Here is a 17831-nt window from a genome sequence, read left to right on the forward strand (position 1 = left end):
AGATGCCGGACAAGATCGATCCGCCGCGTCAATTGCCGCTCGATCTAGGCCACGGCACCGGCTATTCGCGCGACGAGCTCGTCGTCTCCAGCACCAACAGCCAGGCTGCGGCGCTTGTCGACCGCTGGCCGGACTGGCCGTCGCCGGTCGTTGTGCTGGCCGGGCCGGCCGGCTCGGGGAAAACCCATCTGGCCTCGATTTGGCGGACCCGCGCCGACGCCGTGAAAGTGGAGGCCGGCCGCATCGGCGACTGCATCGAAAACCTCGGCCCGCATCCGGCCCTGATCGACGATATCGATGCCGAACCGATCGATGAGCACGGCCTCTTCCACCTGATCAACGCGGTGCGCGGCGCCGGCTCGAGCTTGCTGTTGACGGCGCGGCGCTTCCCGTCCGCCTGGGGCGTCAGGCTGCCCGACCTGGCGTCGCGGCTGAAGGCGGCGGCGACCGTCGAGATCCACGAACCCGACGATCTTCTGCTGGCCGGCGTCATCACAAAGCTGTTCGCCGACCGCCAGGTCGAGGTCGAGCCGCATGTCGTGCAATATCTGGTGCGCCGCATCGAGCGCTCGCTGGCCACTGCCATGCGCGTGGTCGAACGGCTCGACCGCACCGCGCTCGAGCGCAAGACGCCGATCACCCGCGCGCTCGCCGCCGAGACCGTCAGCGCCATGGACGAAGGGCAGGGCGAGTTCGAGATTTAGAGGATACAAAATGACGTCTGAATTCAGTGCATACGACATCATTGATCCGTTTCTGATGTCGTGGGCAAATCGGCACGGAATGCGGGTCGCCACTAAATATCGCGACGACGATGTCCGTTCTATCTGGGTTTACGACAAGAATGGCAATCGTCGTGCTCAGTTGTGGCTCAATTTGCCTGACGTCAACGGCAACGTAACCATTGTGGCGTCGGTGCTGGATCCTAAAAGCGCTACACAATGGGGTGCCAGAGAGGAACGCCACGCGTCTCCCGAAATGCTGCAAGCCGCCCTTGAAGAACTACGGCCAATGGTTTTTGGCTGGGCCGGGGAAGGTGCATATACCTAGTTCTTACCTCGGCCGGTGTCTCATTTCGGGAAACAAACCTGGCATCTGTCTTGCACCTGACAGCTTGCCGGCTAATCCCGGTCCTGATTGCGTATCAAATCAGGTAGTAGGCTCGCCGGGAGATGGGGCGGTTGGGGTTCTCTTCCCGGCGAGCTTGCCATATGCGGCGATCCGACCAGTCGCCTTGAAGTGTGATTTTCTCGCCAGCTGATAGCGATATTCTCAACGCTGTCGGTCTTGCCTGGAAATAATATCGGCGACGTATTTTGATCGAGAGCCGTCCCACCCGCAGGCCGTGCATCGGTCGCTTTCGAAATTATGTTCGCAGTTTGGATATCCATAGAGCAGAGATGCGCATTCGGCACATAGACTGGCCATTGCGCTGCTGTCGGAAAAATATGTGCTGCCGCACTCATCGCAGGTCGCGATTGGTCGGTCCGTCATTGCTCTAGCCTCGCTACCGTTTCAGACCGATCGTCTCCCCCAAGCGCCGCTTGTTCCACGCCAAAGCGCCGGCGGTAATCGCCAGGCACGAGGCCGGTTATCCTGGCGAATACCTTGCGGAAGGAGCCGGGATCGTCATAGCCGACCTCCCAGGCGATCTGGTCGATCGATCGCATCGTGGTTTCCAGCATCTCGCGCGCCTTGCCGACGCGCAGGTGCTGACAATATTCGGTCGGCTTGAGGCCGGTGGCGCTGCGGAAGCGCCGCAGAAAAGTCCGCTCCTCCAGCCCGGCATGCTCTGCCATGGCGCCGAGCGTCACGTCGCGCGCGCCGTTCGCCTGCAGCCAATGCTGCACCTTGAGGATCGCTTCGTCGTCATGGGTCAATCGCGGCGCAAACGGGCTGTAAAAACGTTGCTCGCGGCCCGGCGGATCGATCAGCATGAAACGGGCTGTGTCCATCATGACGGTTGACCCGAGCACCCGGTCCACCAGCTTCAGGCCGAGATCGGTCCAGGCCATGTAGCCGCCGGCGGTGATGATATCGCCATCATCGATAACCAGCCTGTCGGCGTCGAGCAGGATGTCTGGAAAGCGTAGCGCCAGCGCGTCGCGATAGGCCCAGTGCGTCGTGGCCGCGCGACCGGACAACAGGCCGGTCTCGGCAAGCACGAAGGCGCCGGCACAGACCGAACCGAGCGTCGCGCCTGCCGTGTGGCGATCCCTGAGCCAGCCGGCATAGGGCGCGGCTGCTCCCCGAGCGATCGGATCTCCCAAGGTCGGCGGGAGGATAACCATGGCTGGTTCATTGTCGGCGCCGGGGTCGCTGTCGAAGGTGCGGACTACGGTGTGGCCCGCGTCCTCCAATTGCCAATGACTGACGCGAAGCCTCGCCGCCTCGGGCGACCGCTCGACAGCCAGCCGGTTTGCCAGCATGAAAAGATCGGTCAGGCCGAGCACGGCTGCTTCCTGCACGCCGGGATACAAGACAAGGCCGATTTCGATCAGATCACGCGCAGCCGTCATTTGTCAGTTTTGCCACGTTGAATGTCCGTTTTGCCAATGCTCACCCTGGCCGCACTGTTATAATTTGTCCAGCTGAAGCGGGCTAAAAGCTTCCCTGTTACCCCCAACTTTTCCATCAAGGAGTAGGACGATGAGCACATTCACCACCCATGACGGCACCGAGATTTTCTACAAGGATTGGGGCAAGGGCCAGCCGATCGTGTTCCATCACGGCTGGCCGCTGAGCTCAGACGACTGGGACAACCAGATGCTGTTCTTCCTCGAAAAGGGCTACCGCGTCATCGCACATGACCGCCGCGGCCACGGCCGCTCGTCGCAGACCGCGACCGGCAATGAGATGGACACCTACGCCGCCGACGTTGCGGCGCTGGCGGCGCATCTCGATCTCAGGGATGCGATCCACATCGGCCATTCGACCGGTGGCGGCGAGGTGGCCCGTTACGTCGCGCTTTATGGCGGTGGCGGCCGCGTTGCCAAGGCGGTACTGATCGGCGCCGTGCCGCCGATCATGGTCAAGACCGACAGCAATCCGGGTGGCCTGCCGATCGAGGTCTTCGACGGCTTTCGCGCCGCTTTGGTCGCCAACCGCGCCCAGTTCTACAGGGATGTGCCGGCCGGCCCGTTTTACGGTTTCAATCGCGAGGGCGCCAAGGTCTCGCCAGGGGCTATCGACAATTGGTGGCGCCAGGGCATGATGGGCGGCGCCAAGGCCCATTACGACTGCATCGAGGCCTTTTCCGAGACCGACTTCACCGACGATCTCAAGAAGATTGACGTGCCCGTCCTGATCATGCATGGCGACGACGACCAGATCGTGCCGATCGCCGATTCTGCGCTGCTTGCGGCCAAGCTGGTGAAGCACGGCACGCTCAAGGTCTACAAGGGCCTGCCGCACGGCATGTGCACCACGCATCCGGAGATCATTAATCCGGATCTGCTGGCCTTCATCCAGGGCTGACGGCTTGCATATCGGACGGGCAGCGCGGGCTCGTGCTGTCCGTCCGTCGCTTAAACATGACCGGCGACGGGAGACACACTCGAGCGTGATCCGCTTGCCCTGCCGACGAGATTTGCTTGATGAATGGTCGGAGTGGAGAGATTCGAACTCCCGACCCTCTGGTCCCAAACCAGATGCGCTACCAGGCTGCGCTACACTCCGAACGGTCTGTTGCCTAGTGATTTCGGCCCGCCAAAGCAAGCGTAAAAAGCCATCGGCCTTGCTGCCGGCGGCATTGCGCAGTAATGACGGGCTAGTGCATGGCCAGAGAACAGTAATGTGGTCTCGGGGTCGTGTGCTTGCAACCAGCAATGAGGTGGTCATGTCAGCCCGCATTTTCAGCCCAGCCAAAACCGCGATGCAGTCCGGCAAGGCCAAGACCGGCTATTGGGTGCTGGAATTCGATCCGGAGCAGCGCAAGAAGATCGATCCGCTTATGGGCTACACCACGTCCGGCGACATGCGAAGCCAGATCAGGTTGACCTTCGACACCAGGGAAGAGGCGGTCGCCTATGCCGAGAAGGAAGGGCTGGCTTTTCGCGTCGAGGAGCCGAAGGAAATCAAGCGCCGCCAGATTTCCTATGCGGAGAATTTCCGCTATGACCGCAGGACGCCCTGGACGCATTGACGGCCATGCCGGCCCGTGCCGGCGCCAAGAACAAATCAGCCGGTCGTGCGGCCGGCCAGCGGTCCCGTAGCTCAGCTGGATAGAGCACCGGCCTTCTAAGCCGATGGTCACAGGTTCGAATCCTGTCGGGATCGCCAATATTTTCAGGGTCCATTCCGGACAGGTTCACTCGCCAGTCGCACAGGATTTTCCAACACATGACAGCGATGGGCGCGGCGGCACTGCTGATCCTTGTCCTGACCTATGCCGGCGTTGCAATCGGCAGGATACCCGGGCTGCGCCTCGACCGGGCAGGGATCGCGCTGCTCGGCGGTGCGGCGATGATCGCCATCGGCGCGCTCGACATGGAGGACGCCTACCGCGCCATCAGCTTCGACACCATCACGCTTCTGCTCGGCATGATGATCGTCGTGGCGCATCTGAAAGTGTCGGGCGCCTTTCGCGCGCTCGGCGGGTTCGCCATCGAGCATGCGCATGCGCCGTTCATGCTGCTGGTGATGGTGACGCTGTTGACCGGCGTTCTGTCGGCGTTCCTGGTCAACGACGCCATCTGCCTGGTGATGGCGCCGATCGTCGTCCATGTCACCCGTGTCATCAACCGCAATCCGGTTCCCTATCTGATCGCCACCGCCACGGCGTCCAATTGCGGCAGCGTCGCCACCATCACCGGCAATCCGCAGAACATGGTCATCGGCGCGCTGTCGGGGATTTCCTATCCGGCCTTCTCGGCGGCGCTGGCGCCGGTCGCGGCGTTCGGCCTCGTCGCCGCCATCGTCATCATCCGCATCGTCTACCGCGCCGAATTTTCGCGCAAGGCCGAGCTCAGCCCCGAAGTCTATCGCGGCCGCATGCTGCCGGGGCAGGTGGTGAAGGCGGTGGTCGTCTGTGTCGGTTTGGCGATCGCCTTCTTCGCCGGCGTTCCAGTCGCCAAGGCAGCGCTGATCGGCGGCGCCATTCTTCTTTTGACCCGCGCCATCAAACCTGAGCGCATCTATCGCGAGATCGATGGGCCGCTGCTGTTCATGTTCGCCGGGCTGTTCATCGTCGTCGCCGGGGCGGAGAAGACGCTGCTGACGCCCGACATCGTCGCCTCGGCAAAGGACCTCGGGCTGAATGATGTCTGGCGGCTGTCCGGCTTCACCGCGGTGCTGTCCAACATCATGAGCAATGTCCCGGCCGTGCTGGCGCTGAAGCCGTTCGTGCCCGGACTGGAAAACCCCGAGCGGGCCTGGCTAGTTGTCGCCATGAGCTCGACGCTGGCCGGCAATTTCACGCTGCTCGGCTCGGTCGCCAATCTGATCGTTGCCGAGCACGCGCGGGTCTCCGGCAAACCGCTGGGCTTCATCGCCTTCTTCAAGGTCGGCCTGCCGTTGACGCTGGTCACGCTTCTTGTAGGGACGGCATGGCTGGCGGCCTAAAAGCGCGTCGCATTCGACCGGCCTCATGCGGCGCGCTTTAGGCTCTTTTTATGCATGTCGTTATCGCAAAACCGCTGCACACTTTTGCGCGGCATGCATCAGCCAGTCAGGGCGACGTCACCGTCAGATGGCCTTTCATGTTGGGATGGAAGCGGCAGAAATAATCGACCGATTCTGCCTTCTTCACCGTCAGACTCGCTGCCTTCTTCGGCGGGATCGTCACTTCCCAACCGCCGTTGACGGTTGCCGTGTGCGCGAACACGTCCTTGTTCACCCACTTGATCGTGTCGCCGACCTTCGCCTCGATCTTTGCCGGCGAAAACACAAGCTTCTCGATCGTCACCTCGATGGTGTCGGCCTTGGCCGGCGCGGCACCGATGGCCAGTGCCAGCGCAACCCACAGATGCCGCCTCGACATCATTGGCCCAATCCTCACTTCAGCATGCCGGCGACGTGTTCGGCGTGCTGTTCGTGACCCTGGAATATTTTCAGGCCGGTTTCCAGCAGGCTCTTCAACTCGGCATTGCTGGCCGACGGAATCAGCAGTGTTTCGAGCGCGCCATTGACCTGCTTGTGGTAGGCAACTTCGCTGGCGACATAGGCCTTGTCGAACGCCGCGCCCTTGAGCTTGGCAAGCTTGGCACGTTCCTCGGCCGCTGCCTTGGTCAGCGCTTTGCTGGTCGGATTATCCTCAGGCGTGACCTTGAGCTTCTTGACCAGGTCGAGAGCCTGTTTGTTGACCGCCTCGTGATCTCGCACCATGTCCTTGGCGAAATCCACGACCTCCTTGTTCTTCGATTTCTTCAGCGCCTGCTTGGCCGCTTCGACGTCAAGCACGCCCGCCGTGTAGGCGATATGTGCGATCTGCGGATCGGTCGGTTTGTCGGCAGCTTGCGACAAGGGCGCTGCGCTAAGCAGGAAAACTGCGGCCAGCGCCGTGGTCGATCGAATAAACATGATGCTCTCCTTCGCCCCGACGCGGAACTGCATCGGGCTTCGTTTTCAGTGATGCTCATTGGATGCAGGTCGCCGCCAAACGTTCCCGCGAAAATCGGCGCGGCCTATCCGGAAAGACCAAGCCGCTGCATCACGGCATTGGTCAGCCGTTCGCAGCGCCGGCCCGCGAAGGGAAAGGCGTCGAGCAGCACCGGGCCGATCTGGTCGTCCAGCGCCTTGCGCACCAGCGCGCGGGCGCGGTGCAGCCGGGTCTTGATGGTTTCTGGTCGCACGCCAAGCAGTTCGGCGGTTTCCTCGATGCTCAATCCCTCGATGACGCGCGCCACGAACACCATCCGGTAGACATCGGGAAGACTGTCGGTTGCCCGTTCGACAAGCTCAAGGATCTGCCGTTGCGCCATCGTCCGCTCCGGATCGTCGCTCGGGTTGAGGGGAAACCGGATGATTTCGGCTTGCGGGTTTTCAGGCATCGCTACCATTCGCCGCCTTTTGCGCAAGCGGCCGAGCGCTTCGTTGACGACGATACGCGATAGCCACGTGGCGAGCGAGGCATCGCCGCGAAAGGCCTCGAGATGGGCAAAGGCGCTGACATAGGCCTCCTGGACGATGTCCTCGGCCTCGCTGTCGTTACGCACGACGCCTCGGGCGATGCGGTAGAGCCTTTGGTTGTGCGTCTTGATGATGGTGCGGAATGCATCGCCATCACGTGCCAGCGCGCGGCCGACAAGCTGCATATCGCCGGAAGCGGCGGGCGTTGCCGTCAACGCAGCAGGCATGGCCGATCTCCTGATAGGCTTCTCATCGCGACATTGGATGCATCGGCCGACAAAAGGTTCCCGACCGATCCCGCCGGCCAGCCTCAATCCGTGTCAAGGACTGGCAGAGGCTATTCTACCGCCTTCACCACACCGCCGCCTCTATTTTGTAGAGCCGTATCATCGGCCGATCGGTCGCCATGATATCGCTCAGGATCGCAATTTTTCCAGGCTGTTACGCCGATTTTCTGACTCAGTGTGAAAAGGTGCTGGCTCAGGCCTCAGCGGCCGCCGCCAGCCCGCGCGCCAGGTCGGTCTTCAAATCCCCTACATCCTCGAGCCCGATCTGCAGGCGCACCAGCGGCCCGTCATACGGGCCCTTGGCGATGGTGCGGTCGCCAAGGAATACCGGCACGGCAAGGCTCTCATAGCCGCCCCAGGAATAGCCGAGGCCGAAAAACTTCAACGCGTCGAGGAAGGCGTGCTGCTGCTTCTGTCCGCCGCCCGCGAGAACGATCGAGAAGATGCCGCTCGATCCGCAAAAATCGCGCTTCCACATGGCGTGGTCGGGATGACTGGGCAGCCCCGGATGCAGCACCTGCGCTACGCCCGGCTGACCCTCCAGCCAGCCGGCGAGGGAAAGCGCGCTCTTTTGATGATGCTCCAGCCGCACGCCCATCGTGCGCAGGCCGCGCAGCACCTGGTAGACGTCGTCAGGCCCGGCGCAGCAGCCCATCGTGTTGAACGTCTCGAAAAGCTGCTTCCAGCAGTCCGCATTGGCCGACACCGTGCCGAGCAGCACGTCGGAATGGCCGGCCGGGTATTTCGTCGCCGCGTGGATCGAGATGTCGACGCCATGGTCGAGCGGACGGAAATAGAGCGGCGTCGCCCAGGTGTTGTCCATCATGACGATGGCGCCGGCGGCATGCGCTGCCTTGGCGATGGCCGGTATGTCCTGCACCTCGAAAGTGTTGGAGGCCGGCGATTCGGTGAACACCACCTTGGTGTTGGGCTTGATCAGCGCCGCGATGCCGGCGCCGATGCGCGGTTCGTAATACTCGACCTCGATGCCGAGCCGCTTCAGCATCGTGTCGGCGAAGTTGCGGGTCGGGTGATAGACGGAATCGACGATCAGCAGATGATCGCCGGCCGACAGGAAGGCGAGCAGCGGCAGCGTCACCGCCGCCAGGCCCGACGGCACCGCGACCGTGCCGGCGGAGCCTTCCAGCGCATCGATCGCGCCGTTCAGCGCATCGGTAGTCGGCGTGCCGCGCGTGCCGTAGGTGTATCTCTGGCTGCGTGAAGCCATCGCCGCAGCATTGGGATAAAGCACGGTCGAGGCATGCACCACCGGCGGATTGACGAAGCCGAAATAGTCATGCGGGTTGTTGCCGGAATGGGCGAGCCGCGTGTTGACGCCCATCTCGCTGTCGTCTTTTGCCATTGCTTTTCGTCCCATGGGTTGGTCGTTAGCCATAGTGCGGCGGCATTGGCCGCGCAACCGCACCGCACTCGCCAGGCCAAGGTCTTGAATATGCCAATTCAGCAACGAGCCGTGGATCCGCGGGAAGGCTGCCAAGTGCGCTTGGCAACTCACGGTCGGACTTTGCCGGCTTTATTGGCGCGCTGACCAATTTGCGAGCGCGTTTGTCTGCAATTTCAGGCATTTCAGGCGGTTGGTTTTCAAAGTCTTTCGGATTTGGTCATTTCCCTTGACCTCACAGGAATAATCGCCTTCGATGTTGTTCGTGAATGGGAGGCAGCGCGTCGGTGACGATGCGGGATTCCGGTAACGGGCCGGGATACTTAGCTGCGTTCACACGGGAAAAAGTCAGGTTCGCCTGGAAAAAACAGAAAAGGGTCTGTGGGTCATGAAACACATTGCAATCGGCCTTTTGGGCGCCGCCGCGTTTGGATTCGCGGCTTCGGCCGCATCGGCGAGCACGCTCGACGATGTCAAGGCGAAAGGCTTCATCCAGTGCGGCACCAATACAGGTCTTGCTGGCTTCGCGGCGCCTGACGACAAGGGTGAATGGAAAGGCATCGATGTGGATTTCTGCCGCGCCGTGGCGGCGGCCGTCTTCGGCGATGGCACCAAAGTCAAGTTCACGCCGCTCAGCGCCAAGGAGCGGTTCACCGCGCTGCAGTCGGGCGAGGTCGACATCCTGTCGCGCAACACCACCTGGACCATCAACCGCGATACGGCGCTTGGCCTGAACTTCGTCGGCGTCACCTATTATGACGGTCAGGGCTTCATGATCAACGCCAAGAAGCTTCCGGGCGTGAATTCGGCACTGCAGCTTTCGGGCGCGGCGGTGTGTGTGCAGAGCGGCACCACGACCGAGCTCAACCTTGCCGACTATTTCAAGTCGAACAAGATGGAGTACAACCCCGTCGTTTTCGAAAAGCTGGATGAGGTCAACGCCGCATATGACGCCGGCCGCTGCGACGTCTACACCACCGACCAGTCGGGTCTCTACGGCATTCGCCTGACGCTCAGCTCGCCGGCCGACCACGTCGTGTTGCCCGAGATCATCTCCAAGGAGCCGCTTGGGCCGGCCGTGCGCCAGGGTGACGACCAGTGGTACCACATCGTCAAGTGGACCTATTTCGCGCTGCTCAACGCCGAGGAACTGGGCATCACCCAGGCCAATGTCGACGAGATGAAGAACTCGGACAATCCCGAGATCAAGCGCGTGCTCGGCCAGGAAGCCGACACCAAGATCGGCACCGATCTAGGTGTCTCCAACGACTGGGTCGTCAACATCGTCAAGGCCGTCGGCAATTACGGCGAGATGTTCGAACGCAATGTCGGCTCCGGCAGCCCGCTGAAGATCGCCCGCGGCATCAACGCGCTGTGGACCAAGGGTGGCCTGCAGTACGCTCCGCCGATCCGCTGATCGAAAATGGATCCGGAAGGCAGATCGTCTGCCTTCCGGTCTCTCTTTCCAGGGGACTGTCGAATGGCATCGCAGGAAGTTCTTCGCGAGGAGCCAAGCCGCGGTTCCTTCATCAATGATCCGCGCGTCCGCGGCATATTCTTTCAAGCACTGGTCCTCGTCCTGCTGGTAGCGGGTGTCTGGTGGGTTACCCACAACGTCATCGCCAATTTGACGCGGCTGCACATCGCTTCCGGCTTCGGCTTTCTTAAGGGCCGCGCCGGCTTCGACATCAGCGAAAGCGCCATCGCTTATTCATCGGATTCGACCTATTTCCGTGCCATCCTGGTTGGCTTTATCAACACCGTGATCGTTGCTGTCGTCGGCATCATCACCGCCACCATCATCGGTTTCATCGTCGGCATCGGCCGGCTGTCGCATAACTGGCTGATCAGGAAGATCTGCACCGTTTATGTCGAGGTGTTCCGCAACATCCCACCGCTGCTGGTCATCTTCTTCTGGTATTCCGGCGTGCTCGCCGTGCTGCCGCCGCCGCGCGAGAGCATCAATCTGCCGTTCGGCTCCTTTCTCAACCAGCGCGGCTTCTATTTTCCCCGCGCTATATGGGGCGAGGGCTCCTGGCTGATCCTGGTCGCACTGCTCCTCGGCATCGCCATGGCCTGGTTCGTCGCCCGCAAGGCGCGGCAGCGGCAGATGGCGACGGGACAGCCATTCCCGGTGTTCTGGACATCCATGGCGTTGATCGTCGGCCTGCCGCTGCTGGCCTACGCGCTGAGCGGCTTTCCGCTGAGCTTTGAATTTCCAAAGCAGTCGACCTTCAATCTCGTCGGTGGCTTTCAGGTCAGGCCCGAGTTCCTGTCACTCTATCTGGCGTTGTCCTGCTATACGGCCGCCTTTATCGCCGAGATCGTGCGCGCCGGCATCAGGGGCGTCAGCGCAGGCCAGACCGAGGCGGCCGCGGCACTCGGGCTGCGCTCGGGATCGATCCTCAGGCTTGTCGTCGTGCCGCAGGCGATGCGCATCGTTATTCCGCCGCTGACCAGCCAGTATCTCAATCTGACCAAGAATTCCTCGCTCGCCATCGCCATCGGCTATCCGGACCTGACGGCGACGGCCGGCACGGTCTTGAACCAGACCGGGCAGGCAGTCGAAGGCGTGGTGATCATGATGGCGGTGTACCTGGCGCTGAGCCTGATCACGTCGGCGATCATGAACGTCGTCAATGCCAGGATGGCGCTGGTGGAGAGGTAGGGCCATGCAAGAGCACGATATGTCCTGGGTGCGGACGGAGATGGCGCTGGCGCAGCCGGCGCCGTCGAGCGAGCGCGGCCTCACCGCCTGGGTCCGCAAGAATCTGATCGCATCGACCGGCGACGCCATCCTGACCATCATCGGCATCGTGCTGGTTGCCATGATCCTGCCGCAGATCGTCAATTGGGCTTTCATCAACGCCCAGTGGACGGGACCGGACCGCACGGTCTGCGCCACCGTGGCGCAGGGCGGCATCCAGTCGGACGGCTGGACCGGCGCCTGCTGGGCTTTCGTCAACGCCAAGTTCGGCCAGTTCATGTTCGGCCGCTATCCCCTGGAAGAGCGTTGGCGCCCGATCCTGGTGGCCATCCTGTTCGTGGCGCTGCTGGTGCCGCTGCTCATTCCGCGCGTACCGCGCAAGGGGCTGAATGCCATTCTTCTCTTTTTTGCACTGCCGGTCGTCGCCTTCGTTCTGCTGATCGGCGGCATGTTCGGCCTGCCCTATGTCGAAACCCCGCTCTGGGGTGGACTGCTGGTGACACTCAGCCTGTCCTTCGTCGGCATAGCTGTGTCGCTGCCGGTCGGCATCGTGCTGGCGCTCGGCCGGCGCTCGAACATGCCGATCGTCAAGCTGCTGTGCGTGATCTTCATCGAGACGGTACGCGGCATCCCGCTGATTACGGTGCTGTTCTTTGCCAGCGTGATGCTGCCGCTGTTCCTGCCGGCCGGCGTCAGCTTCGACAAGTTCCTGCGCGCGCTGATCGGCGTGTCGCTGTTTGCCGCCGCCTACATGGCCGAAGTGGTGCGCGGCGGCCTGCAGGCGATCCCCAAAGGCCAGTATGAGGGCGCCGATTCGCTCGGCCTCAGCTACTGGCAGAAGATGGGTCTGGTCGTCATGCCGCAGGCGCTGAAGCTGGTCATTCCCGGCATCGTCAACACCTTCATCGGCATGTTCAAGGACACCAGCCTGGTCATCGTCATCTCGATGTTCGACCTCCTCGGCATCGTCAAGCAGAACTTCTCCGACGCCAATTGGGCGACGCCGCAGACGGCCAGATCCGGCCTGGTCTTCGCGGCCTTCATCTTCTGGCTGTTCTGCTTCGGCATGTCGCGCTATTCAATGTACACGGAACGCCGTCTCGACACCGGCCACAAACGCTAAAAAAGGGGACCTTGTCATGGCCATAGAAAACGCCGTCAGCGCGGAAGAGATCAAGGTCAATGCCGCCAAGATGCATATTTCCACCACCGATGTCGCCATCGACATCATCGCCATGCACAAATGGTACGGCGAATTCCATGTGCTGAAGGACATCAATCTAAAGGTGATGCGCGGCGAGCGCATCGTCATCTGCGGCCCGTCGGGCTCCGGCAAATCGACGATGATCCGCTGCATCAACCGACTGGAGGAACACCAGAAGGGCAAGATCATAGTCGACGGCAAGGAACTGACCAACGATCTGAAGAAGATCGACGAGGTGCGCCGCGAGGTCGGCATGGTGTTCCAGCACTTCAACCTGTTCCCGCATCTGACCATTCTGGAAAATTGCACGCTGGCGCCGATCTGGGTGCGCAAGATGCCGCGGAAACAGGCCGAGGAAATCGCCATGCATTTCCTCAAGCGCGTCAAGATCCCGGAACAGGCCAACAAATATCCCGGCCAGCTTTCCGGCGGCCAACAACAGCGCGTGGCGATCGCCCGCTCGCTGTGCATGAACCCGCGCATCATGCTGTTCGACGAGCCGACCTCGGCTCTCGATCCGGAAATGATCAAGGAAGTGCTGGAGACGATGGTCGGGCTGGCCGAGGAAGGCATGACCATGCTCTGCGTCACCCACGAAATGGGCTTTGCGCGCAAAGTCGCCAACCGGGTGATCTTTATGGATCAGGGTCAGATCGTCGAGCAGAACACGCCGGCCGAGTTCTTCGACCACCCGCGCCATGAGCGCACGAAGCTGTTCCTGTCGCAGATCCTGCACTGATCCTGTACGCCGGTTCGGGACAAGACCGGCGGACCGGGCTCTCTGTCTTGCTGGCTTCGCGCGTATTCGACGAGCGCTGACCGTGCGCCCGGCGTCGCCTAGGCTCGTTCCAGCCGGTGCACCGGCCCGGCGCCATGCAGTGGCTGGGGCCAAATTTTCTCTCAAGCTGAGGTGATCTGCCAGACAGCGACGCCGGCAAGGGCGAGACCGGCGGCGCCCTCGATGGCCCGGGAGATGGTTTCGAACAGCCGTGGCTGGCGCGCGAAAAACTGTACAAGCCGTTCCCGAAACACGATCGACAACACGGCGACGCAGGACAGCGTCAGCGCCACGCCGACCATCATGGTGATGGCAAACAGGACGCCCGCTGCCGGAACACCCCTGGACATCGCGAAAGTCATCGCGAAAAGCGTAAGCGGACATGGGATCAGGCCTGCCATGACGCCGACAGCCTCGCCCTCGTGCCTGTGGTGATGGCTGTGGCTCAAAGCGCGCCAGAGCATCCAGACGCCAATGAGGCCGAGCAGCCCGCGACTGATGTGCTCCAGAAGCGGAGCGCGGCCGACGCTGCCCAATGCTATTGAGACCAGTGGCAGCGAGAGAGCCGCAATCAGAACGGCAATCGTCACATGCGTGAACGATAGCGTGATAGATACGGGCAGACCACGCGAGACCTTCGCATCCGAACCGGCAAGATACGTCGCCAGGACGGCCTTGCTGTGCCCCGGCGTCAGCGCATGGGCAGCCCCGAACACGACGCCCATCGGCAGGAAGGCCATGAACGCCAGCCAATTGCCTCCGGCCGCAAGCAGCTTGATCTGTTCGCCGAGCGTCAGATAGATCGTGCGCTGAAATTCGACGAGCGTCTGGAACATCGGACGAGACTAGCAGAAAATCGGCGAGCGTCAGTGCATGTGGCCGTGGTCATGCGTGTGCTCGTGAGGATGGTCGTTCTCTCCACGTTCCGTTGAAAACCGCACATTCGCCTCAGCCAGGGCCGGCATATGCTGGGATAGTTCGTCCTTCAGCGCTGCGGCGATCTTGTTCGCCGCCGACAGCGGCAGGGTTTCGTCTGCGGCAATTGCGATGTCGGCGTGCAATCTATGACCGATCCAGCGCGCCTTGGCATCGATAATGCGCGCGCCCGGAACATGCTCGGCGGCATGTCGGATTTCGTCCATCACACCGGGTTCGATTCCATCCAGCATGCGGGTCAGTACCGAGCGGGCCGATTGCCAGACGATACCGAAGATCGCAATCGTGATCAGCAGACCGACGATCGGATCGGCCAAGGAAAAGCCGAACCAAACGCCGATGGCTCCGATGACCACGGCAAGGCTGGTAAGTCCATCTGTGCGGGCGTGGTAGCCGTCGGCAATCAGTGCCGCGCTGTTGATTTCGCGACCGACGCGGATACGGAACACGGCAACCGCCTCGTTGCCGAGGAAGCCGACAATGCCCGCCGCAGTCAGCCAGCCCAGGTGTGTCACCACTTGTGGATTGATCAGCCTGTCGATGGCTTGGTAGGCAGCGACTACAGCGCTGAACAGGATGATGAGCACGATGATGATGCCGGCCAGATCCTCGACCCGGCCCAAGCCATACGTGAAGATCCGCGACGGCTTGCGCCGCGCCAGCACGAACGCAATCCATAGCGGGATCGCCGTGGTCGCATCGCCGATGTTATGGATCGTATCGGCCAGCAATGCCACGCTCCCCGACAACGCAACCACGACCATCTGCAATGCCGCGGTGATGGCCAGGATCACGAACGACCATTTGATTGCCCAGATGCCCCGGTCGGTGGTGGCAATTGTCGCATCGATGACGCCATGGCTGTGACCGTGCGGACCGTGACCGCCGTGATGATGTGCGGCGTGCGAGCCGAACCCGAGCCAGTTCAGAATGCGGACTACGATGGCATTCATAGATATTTCGCCAGCTGCTTAAGTTCCGCCAGCGAGTTGCCGCCGGTTTCCACGCTGTCCGTCAGGCAATGCTCGATGTGATCGTTGATCAGCTCGCGCTTGGCGCTGCTGATGGCTCTTTCGACGGCATGAAGCTGCTGCGCCAGGTCAACGCAAGGGCGATGCGCCTCGATCATCGCCAGCACCGCCGCAAGGTGGCCTTGCGCGCGCTTCAGGCGCTTTATGATGGAAGGATGCGAGGCGTGGAGGTGATCTGACATGCTTGAGCATATCCTCCCGGGGAGGATACGCGTCAAGCTCTAAGTCAGCTGTGCAACTTTCGGAGGGGCTTCACCTTGAGCATTGCTTGTTCTATGCCTTTCCCATGAAGAAGCTTGCCCGTTTTCTTGGCCTGCTAGTCGTTGCAGCAGTCCTTGCGGTGGCGCTGGGCACGCTGCTGCCGCGCCCGCTCTGGCCGGCGGCCGTTGCCGATCCGATCGGCACAAGCCACCGTATCCTGGTGCTGCAAAATCCGATCCACACCGACATCGCCATCCCGGTCGACGACGATGTGCGCCGGCGCTTCCATTTCCTGGTCGATGCCGGCATTCCAGCAGACATGGCGGAGGTCCGCTACATCGTCTTCGGCTGGGGCGGCCGCGCCTTCTATCTGGAGACGCCGACCTGGTCGGAGCTGAAGGCGGTGCCGGCGATGAAGGCGCTGACGGTCGATGCCTCGGCAATGCATGTCGACATTTCCGTCGACATCGCCGAGCCGCATCGCGACGTCGCCGGCTTCGACATCGGCGAGGAGCGGTTTACGGCGCTGCTCGATTACATTGCGGCAAGCTTCCGGCAGGGGCCGAACGGGGCCATCCCGATCGAGAGTGCGGCCTATTCCCGCTTCGATCGGTTCTTCGAAGCCAATGGTCATTTCAACGCGCTGATCGGCTGCAACACCTGGACGGCGGCGGCACTGCGCACGGCCGGGCTGCGCACCGGCTGGTGGAATCCGCTGCCGGCCTCGCTCGGCCTGTCAATGCGGCTTTACAATTGAAGAGGGTTCCGGCTGATCAACGCCGCGATCCTTCGCGCCCCCCTCTGTCCTTCCGGACATCTCCCCCACGAGGGAGGAGGTTAGCGGCTTCGACGCCTTGCTAGGTCATGCAATCTTGAAGATTGGCGAAAGCCAATGTGATGGCCAATCTCCCCCCAAGTGGGGGAGATGTCCGGCAGGACAGAGAGAGGCGCTGTCCCGCCAGCCTGTCGTGCGTATCATCGCGCGCCATCGTCCAACGCCCGCCAGCCATAGAGCCAGTCGAGATCGGCGGCGAGTTTTTCGGGCGAGCGCATCGCCAGGAACAGGTTGCGGGCCATCGCCACCGGCCCGGCCGCATGCCAGGCGAGGCGATTGACGGCGCCGCGGCGGGCGACCTGGGCGACTCGCGGCCGCCGCGCCTGTTCCCAGGCGGCAAGCGCCCCCTCAAGATCGGCTGTGGAGGCCGCAACGAAGCCGGCAAGCGTCGCCGCGTCCTCGATCGCCATCGCCGCGCCCTGTGCGGCAAACGGCGTCATCGCGTGCGCCGCATCGCCGATCAGCGCGATCCCTTCCGGCGTCGTCCACCGCCGCTGCTCGACGGTGTGGATTGGCCAGGCCGCCCATGGCGCGGCTTCGCTCGCCAGCCTCACCAGCGCCGGCGCAGTGCCGCGCATGGCGCTGGCGAGGATGGCGGGGTCGGCATGCCCCGACCAGCCCTCGGTGATGCGCTCGCCCTTGGTGAAGGCCGCGAGGTTGAAGGCAGTGCCACGGCTGACCGGATAGGCGACCATATGGAAGCCTGGATAGAGGAATGCGGTAACGCAATCGGGCGCACCGATCACCCTGAAGGCTTGTCCGGCGGGGCTGTCGGCGGCCACCGTGGCGCGCCAGGCAAGCTCGCCCGAAAACCGGCTTCTCCGGAAATCGGCTGCGTTGCGGGCAAGCGTTTCTCGCACCGACGACCAGACGCCATCGGCGCCGATCAGCAGACAGCCAGCCTCGACCGTGTCGCCATCAGCCGATGCAGTGACGGTAACACCTTTCGATCCGGCTGCGATGTCGGTCACCCGCGCGCCGGCGATCAGATCGATACCGGGCTGCTCCGAAACTCGCTCCATCAGCGCGGCTTGCAGATCCGCGCGGTGGGCAACGAGATAGGGCGCTCCCCAGCGCGTTTCGGCCGCCTGGCCAAGCGGTACGCGCGCCAGCTTGCGCAGCGTGGCGGCATCCTTGAGCACGACCGCCTCCGGCCGCACCGCCGTCGCCAGCAGCCGATTGAGTACGCCGAGCTGCCGTAGGATGCGCGTCGCGTTGGGCGAAAGCTGGATACCGGCGCCGGCAGCCTCGAGGTGCTCTGCCTGTTCGAACAGTTTTATCCGATAGCCGCGCTCGGCGAAGGCCAGTGCCGCGGTCAGCCCGGCGACGCCCGCCCCGGCGATGACCACCTGCCGGGACTGCGTTTCCTGCATCAGGTTTGT

19 protein-coding genes and 2 tRNA genes are annotated in these 17831 nt (G+C 62.5%); 11 read left to right on the plus strand and 10 right to left on the minus strand.

From position 1 onward, the window contains the following. Nucleotides 1-2 precede the first annotated feature (2 nt). Both hdaA and NKJ32_RS24850 read left to right on the plus strand, forming a co-directional pair. Complete coding sequence (hdaA, locus tag NKJ32_RS24845; protein ID WP_023677644.1) at nucleotides 3-704, plus strand: DnaA regulatory inactivator HdaA; 702 nt, start codon at nucleotides 3-5, stop codon at nucleotides 702-704. A 10-nt stretch (nucleotides 705-714) separates the two neighbouring features. Further along, nucleotides 715-1050, plus strand: a complete 336-nt coding sequence (locus tag NKJ32_RS24850; RefSeq protein ID WP_352829139.1) for a hypothetical protein — start codon at nucleotides 715-717, stop codon at nucleotides 1048-1050. A 440-nt stretch (nucleotides 1051-1490) separates the two neighbouring features. Here the strand turns inward: NKJ32_RS24850 and NKJ32_RS24855 are convergent, their stop codons facing one another. Beyond that, entirely contained in the window at nucleotides 1491-2519 is a 1029-nt protein-coding gene (locus NKJ32_RS24855) for a GlxA family transcriptional regulator (RefSeq protein ID WP_352594420.1), read from the minus strand. A 130-nt stretch (nucleotides 2520-2649) separates the two neighbouring features. Between NKJ32_RS24855 and NKJ32_RS24860 the strand changes: the two genes are divergently transcribed. Next, nucleotides 2650-3477 (plus strand): alpha/beta fold hydrolase, encoded by an 828-nt coding sequence (locus tag NKJ32_RS24860; protein WP_352594421.1) that lies wholly within the window; start codon nucleotides 2650-2652, stop codon nucleotides 3475-3477. Between the two features lie 124 nt (nucleotides 3478-3601). Here NKJ32_RS24860 and NKJ32_RS24865 read toward each other — a convergent pair. Continuing rightward, nucleotides 3602-3678 (minus strand) — tRNA-Pro (locus NKJ32_RS24865). Between the two features lie 160 nt (nucleotides 3679-3838). On the opposite strand from NKJ32_RS24865, the gene NKJ32_RS24870 reads away from it, so the two are divergent. From NKJ32_RS24870 to NKJ32_RS24880, 3 genes are all read left to right on the plus strand, one after another. Beyond that, nucleotides 3839-4144, plus strand: a complete 306-nt coding sequence (locus NKJ32_RS24870) for an ETC complex I subunit (protein ID WP_023677641.1) — start codon at nucleotides 3839-3841, stop codon at nucleotides 4142-4144. 60 nt (nucleotides 4145-4204) lie between these two features. Next, nucleotides 4205-4281, plus strand: a tRNA-Arg gene (locus NKJ32_RS24875). Nucleotides 4282-4341: 60 nt separating this feature from the next. After that, nucleotides 4342-5562 carry an anion transporter gene (locus NKJ32_RS24880; RefSeq protein WP_352829141.1) on the plus strand — a complete coding sequence of 407 codons (1221 nt, stop codon included), beginning with the start codon at nucleotides 4342-4344 and terminating at the stop codon, nucleotides 5560-5562. 106 nt (nucleotides 5563-5668) lie between these two features. On the opposite strand, the gene NKJ32_RS24885 is transcribed toward NKJ32_RS24880, so the two are convergent. The 4 genes from NKJ32_RS24885 to NKJ32_RS24900 form a co-directional block, all read right to left on the minus strand. Then, on the minus strand, nucleotides 5669-5980 hold the full coding sequence (locus tag NKJ32_RS24885) for a cupredoxin domain-containing protein (protein WP_352829176.1): 312 nt from the start codon (nucleotides 5978-5980) through the stop codon (nucleotides 5669-5671). A 14-nt stretch (nucleotides 5981-5994) separates the two neighbouring features. Then, a complete protein-coding gene (locus NKJ32_RS24890; protein ID WP_023677638.1) occupies nucleotides 5995-6519 on the minus strand; it encodes a DUF4142 domain-containing protein in 525 nt (174 codons plus the stop codon). A 104-nt stretch (nucleotides 6520-6623) separates the two neighbouring features. Further along, the gene (locus tag NKJ32_RS24895) at nucleotides 6624-7295 is read right to left on the minus strand and encodes an RNA polymerase sigma factor (protein ID WP_352829143.1); all 672 of its coding nucleotides are present in this window, start codon (nucleotides 7293-7295) and stop codon (nucleotides 6624-6626) included. Nucleotides 7296-7548: 253 nt separating this feature from the next. Next, nucleotides 7549-8718, minus strand: a complete 1170-nt coding sequence (locus tag NKJ32_RS24900) for a cystathionine beta-lyase (RefSeq protein WP_352829144.1) — start codon at nucleotides 8716-8718, stop codon at nucleotides 7549-7551. Nucleotides 8719-9145: 427 nt separating this feature from the next. Here NKJ32_RS24900 and NKJ32_RS24905 point away from each other — a divergent pair, with 427 nt between their 5' ends. The 4 genes from NKJ32_RS24905 to NKJ32_RS24920 all read left to right on the plus strand — a co-directional run bounded on the left by NKJ32_RS24905 (nucleotide 9146) and on the right by NKJ32_RS24920 (nucleotide 13407). Beyond that, on the plus strand, nucleotides 9146-10174 hold the full coding sequence (locus tag NKJ32_RS24905) for an amino acid ABC transporter substrate-binding protein (RefSeq protein ID WP_023677635.1): 1029 nt from the start codon (nucleotides 9146-9148) through the stop codon (nucleotides 10172-10174). 63 nt (nucleotides 10175-10237) lie between these two features. Beyond that, complete coding sequence (locus NKJ32_RS24910) at nucleotides 10238-11425, plus strand: amino acid ABC transporter permease (RefSeq protein WP_023677634.1); 1188 nt, start codon at nucleotides 10238-10240, stop codon at nucleotides 11423-11425. A gap of 4 nt (nucleotides 11426-11429) precedes the next feature. Continuing rightward, on the plus strand, nucleotides 11430-12587 hold the full coding sequence (locus tag NKJ32_RS24915; protein WP_023677633.1) for an amino acid ABC transporter permease: 1158 nt from the start codon (nucleotides 11430-11432) through the stop codon (nucleotides 12585-12587). A 70-nt stretch (nucleotides 12588-12657) separates the two neighbouring features. Continuing rightward, the gene (locus NKJ32_RS24920) at nucleotides 12658-13407 is read left to right on the plus strand and encodes an amino acid ABC transporter ATP-binding protein (RefSeq protein WP_031212005.1); all 750 of its coding nucleotides are present in this window, start codon (nucleotides 12658-12660) and stop codon (nucleotides 13405-13407) included. Between the two features lie 161 nt (nucleotides 13408-13568). Here NKJ32_RS24920 and NKJ32_RS24925 read toward each other — a convergent pair whose 3' ends face one another. From NKJ32_RS24925 to NKJ32_RS24935, 3 genes are read right to left on the minus strand one after another with little or no spacing between them, the layout of a single operon-like run. After that, the gene (locus NKJ32_RS24925) at nucleotides 13569-14282 is read right to left on the minus strand and encodes a HoxN/HupN/NixA family nickel/cobalt transporter (RefSeq protein WP_352829145.1); all 714 of its coding nucleotides are present in this window, start codon (nucleotides 14280-14282) and stop codon (nucleotides 13569-13571) included. 30 nt (nucleotides 14283-14312) lie between these two features. Beyond that, the gene (locus NKJ32_RS24930) at nucleotides 14313-15335 is read right to left on the minus strand and encodes a cation diffusion facilitator family transporter (protein WP_502901168.1); all 1023 of its coding nucleotides are present in this window, start codon (nucleotides 15333-15335) and stop codon (nucleotides 14313-14315) included. Beyond that, nucleotides 15332-15595 carry a metal-sensing transcriptional repressor gene (locus NKJ32_RS24935; RefSeq protein WP_023719742.1) on the minus strand — a complete coding sequence of 88 codons (264 nt, stop codon included), beginning with the start codon at nucleotides 15593-15595 and terminating at the stop codon, nucleotides 15332-15334. Before NKJ32_RS24935 ends, NKJ32_RS24930 begins: the two co-directional genes overlap by 4 nt. A 104-nt stretch (nucleotides 15596-15699) precedes the next feature. On the opposite strand from NKJ32_RS24935, the gene NKJ32_RS24940 reads away from it, so the two are divergent. After that, entirely contained in the window at nucleotides 15700-16371 is a 672-nt protein-coding gene (locus NKJ32_RS24940; protein ID WP_352829147.1) for a TIGR02117 family protein, read from the plus strand. 218 nt (nucleotides 16372-16589) lie between these two features. Here the strand turns inward: NKJ32_RS24940 and NKJ32_RS24945 are convergent, their stop codons facing one another. Next, nucleotides 16590-17822: an FAD-dependent monooxygenase gene (locus tag NKJ32_RS24945; RefSeq protein ID WP_352829149.1), complete on the minus strand. Its 1233-nt coding sequence runs from the start codon at nucleotides 17820-17822 to the stop codon at nucleotides 16590-16592. Nucleotides 17823-17831 lie beyond the last annotated feature (9 nt).

The organism is Mesorhizobium sp. M0159 (assembly GCF_040322295.1).
Classification (GTDB): Bacteria; Pseudomonadota; Alphaproteobacteria; order Rhizobiales; family Rhizobiaceae; genus Mesorhizobium.

What these genes read in the sequence shown, in the direction of transcription:
- NKJ32_RS24925 (WP_352829145.1), bottom strand. Translation starts at nt 14,282, where the DNA reads ATGTTCCAGACGCTCGTCGAATTTCAGCGCACGATCTATCTGACGCTC.
- NKJ32_RS24890 (WP_023677638.1), bottom strand. Translation starts at nt 6,519, where the DNA reads ATGTTTATTCGATCGACCACGGCGCTGGCCGCAGTTTTCCTGCTTAGC.
- NKJ32_RS24905 (WP_023677635.1), top strand. Translation starts at nt 9,146, where the DNA reads ATGAAACACATTGCAATCGGCCTTTTGGGCGCCGCCGCGTTTGGATTC.
- NKJ32_RS24915 (WP_023677633.1), top strand. Translation starts at nt 11,430, where the DNA reads ATGCAAGAGCACGATATGTCCTGGGTGCGGACGGAGATGGCGCTGGCG.
- NKJ32_RS24910 (WP_023677634.1), top strand. Translation starts at nt 10,238, where the DNA reads ATGGCATCGCAGGAAGTTCTTCGCGAGGAGCCAAGCCGCGGTTCCTTC.
- NKJ32_RS24895 (WP_352829143.1), bottom strand. Translation starts at nt 7,295, where the DNA reads ATGCCTGCTGCGTTGACGGCAACGCCCGCCGCTTCCGGCGATATGCAG.
- NKJ32_RS24885 (WP_352829176.1), bottom strand. Translation starts at nt 5,980, where the DNA reads ATGTCGAGGCGGCATCTGTGGGTTGCGCTGGCACTGGCCATCGGTGCC.
- NKJ32_RS24920 (WP_031212005.1), top strand. Translation starts at nt 12,658, where the DNA reads ATGCATATTTCCACCACCGATGTCGCCATCGACATCATCGCCATGCAC.
- NKJ32_RS24930 (WP_502901168.1), bottom strand. Translation starts at nt 15,335, where the DNA reads ATGAATGCCATCGTAGTCCGCATTCTGAACTGGCTCGGGTTCGGCTCG.
- NKJ32_RS24935 (WP_023719742.1), bottom strand. Translation starts at nt 15,595, where the DNA reads ATGTCAGATCACCTCCACGCCTCGCATCCTTCCATCATAAAGCGCCTG.
- NKJ32_RS24870 (WP_023677641.1), top strand. Translation starts at nt 3,839, where the DNA reads ATGTCAGCCCGCATTTTCAGCCCAGCCAAAACCGCGATGCAGTCCGGC.
- NKJ32_RS24900 (WP_352829144.1), bottom strand. Translation starts at nt 8,718, where the DNA reads ATGGCAAAAGACGACAGCGAGATGGGCGTCAACACGCGGCTCGCCCAT.
- NKJ32_RS24940 (WP_352829147.1), top strand. Translation starts at nt 15,700, where the DNA reads ATGAAGAAGCTTGCCCGTTTTCTTGGCCTGCTAGTCGTTGCAGCAGTC.
- hdaA (WP_023677644.1), top strand. Translation starts at nt 3, where the DNA reads ATGCCGGACAAGATCGATCCGCCGCGTCAATTGCCGCTCGATCTAGGC.
- NKJ32_RS24850 (WP_352829139.1), top strand. Translation starts at nt 715, where the DNA reads ATGACGTCTGAATTCAGTGCATACGACATCATTGATCCGTTTCTGATG.
- NKJ32_RS24945 (WP_352829149.1), bottom strand. Translation starts at nt 17,822, where the DNA reads ATGCAGGAAACGCAGTCCCGGCAGGTGGTCATCGCCGGGGCGGGCGTC.
- NKJ32_RS24860 (WP_352594421.1), top strand. Translation starts at nt 2,650, where the DNA reads ATGAGCACATTCACCACCCATGACGGCACCGAGATTTTCTACAAGGAT.
- NKJ32_RS24880 (WP_352829141.1), top strand. Translation starts at nt 4,342, where the DNA reads ATGACAGCGATGGGCGCGGCGGCACTGCTGATCCTTGTCCTGACCTAT.
- NKJ32_RS24855 (WP_352594420.1), bottom strand. Translation starts at nt 2,519, where the DNA reads ATGACGGCTGCGCGTGATCTGATCGAAATCGGCCTTGTCTTGTATCCC.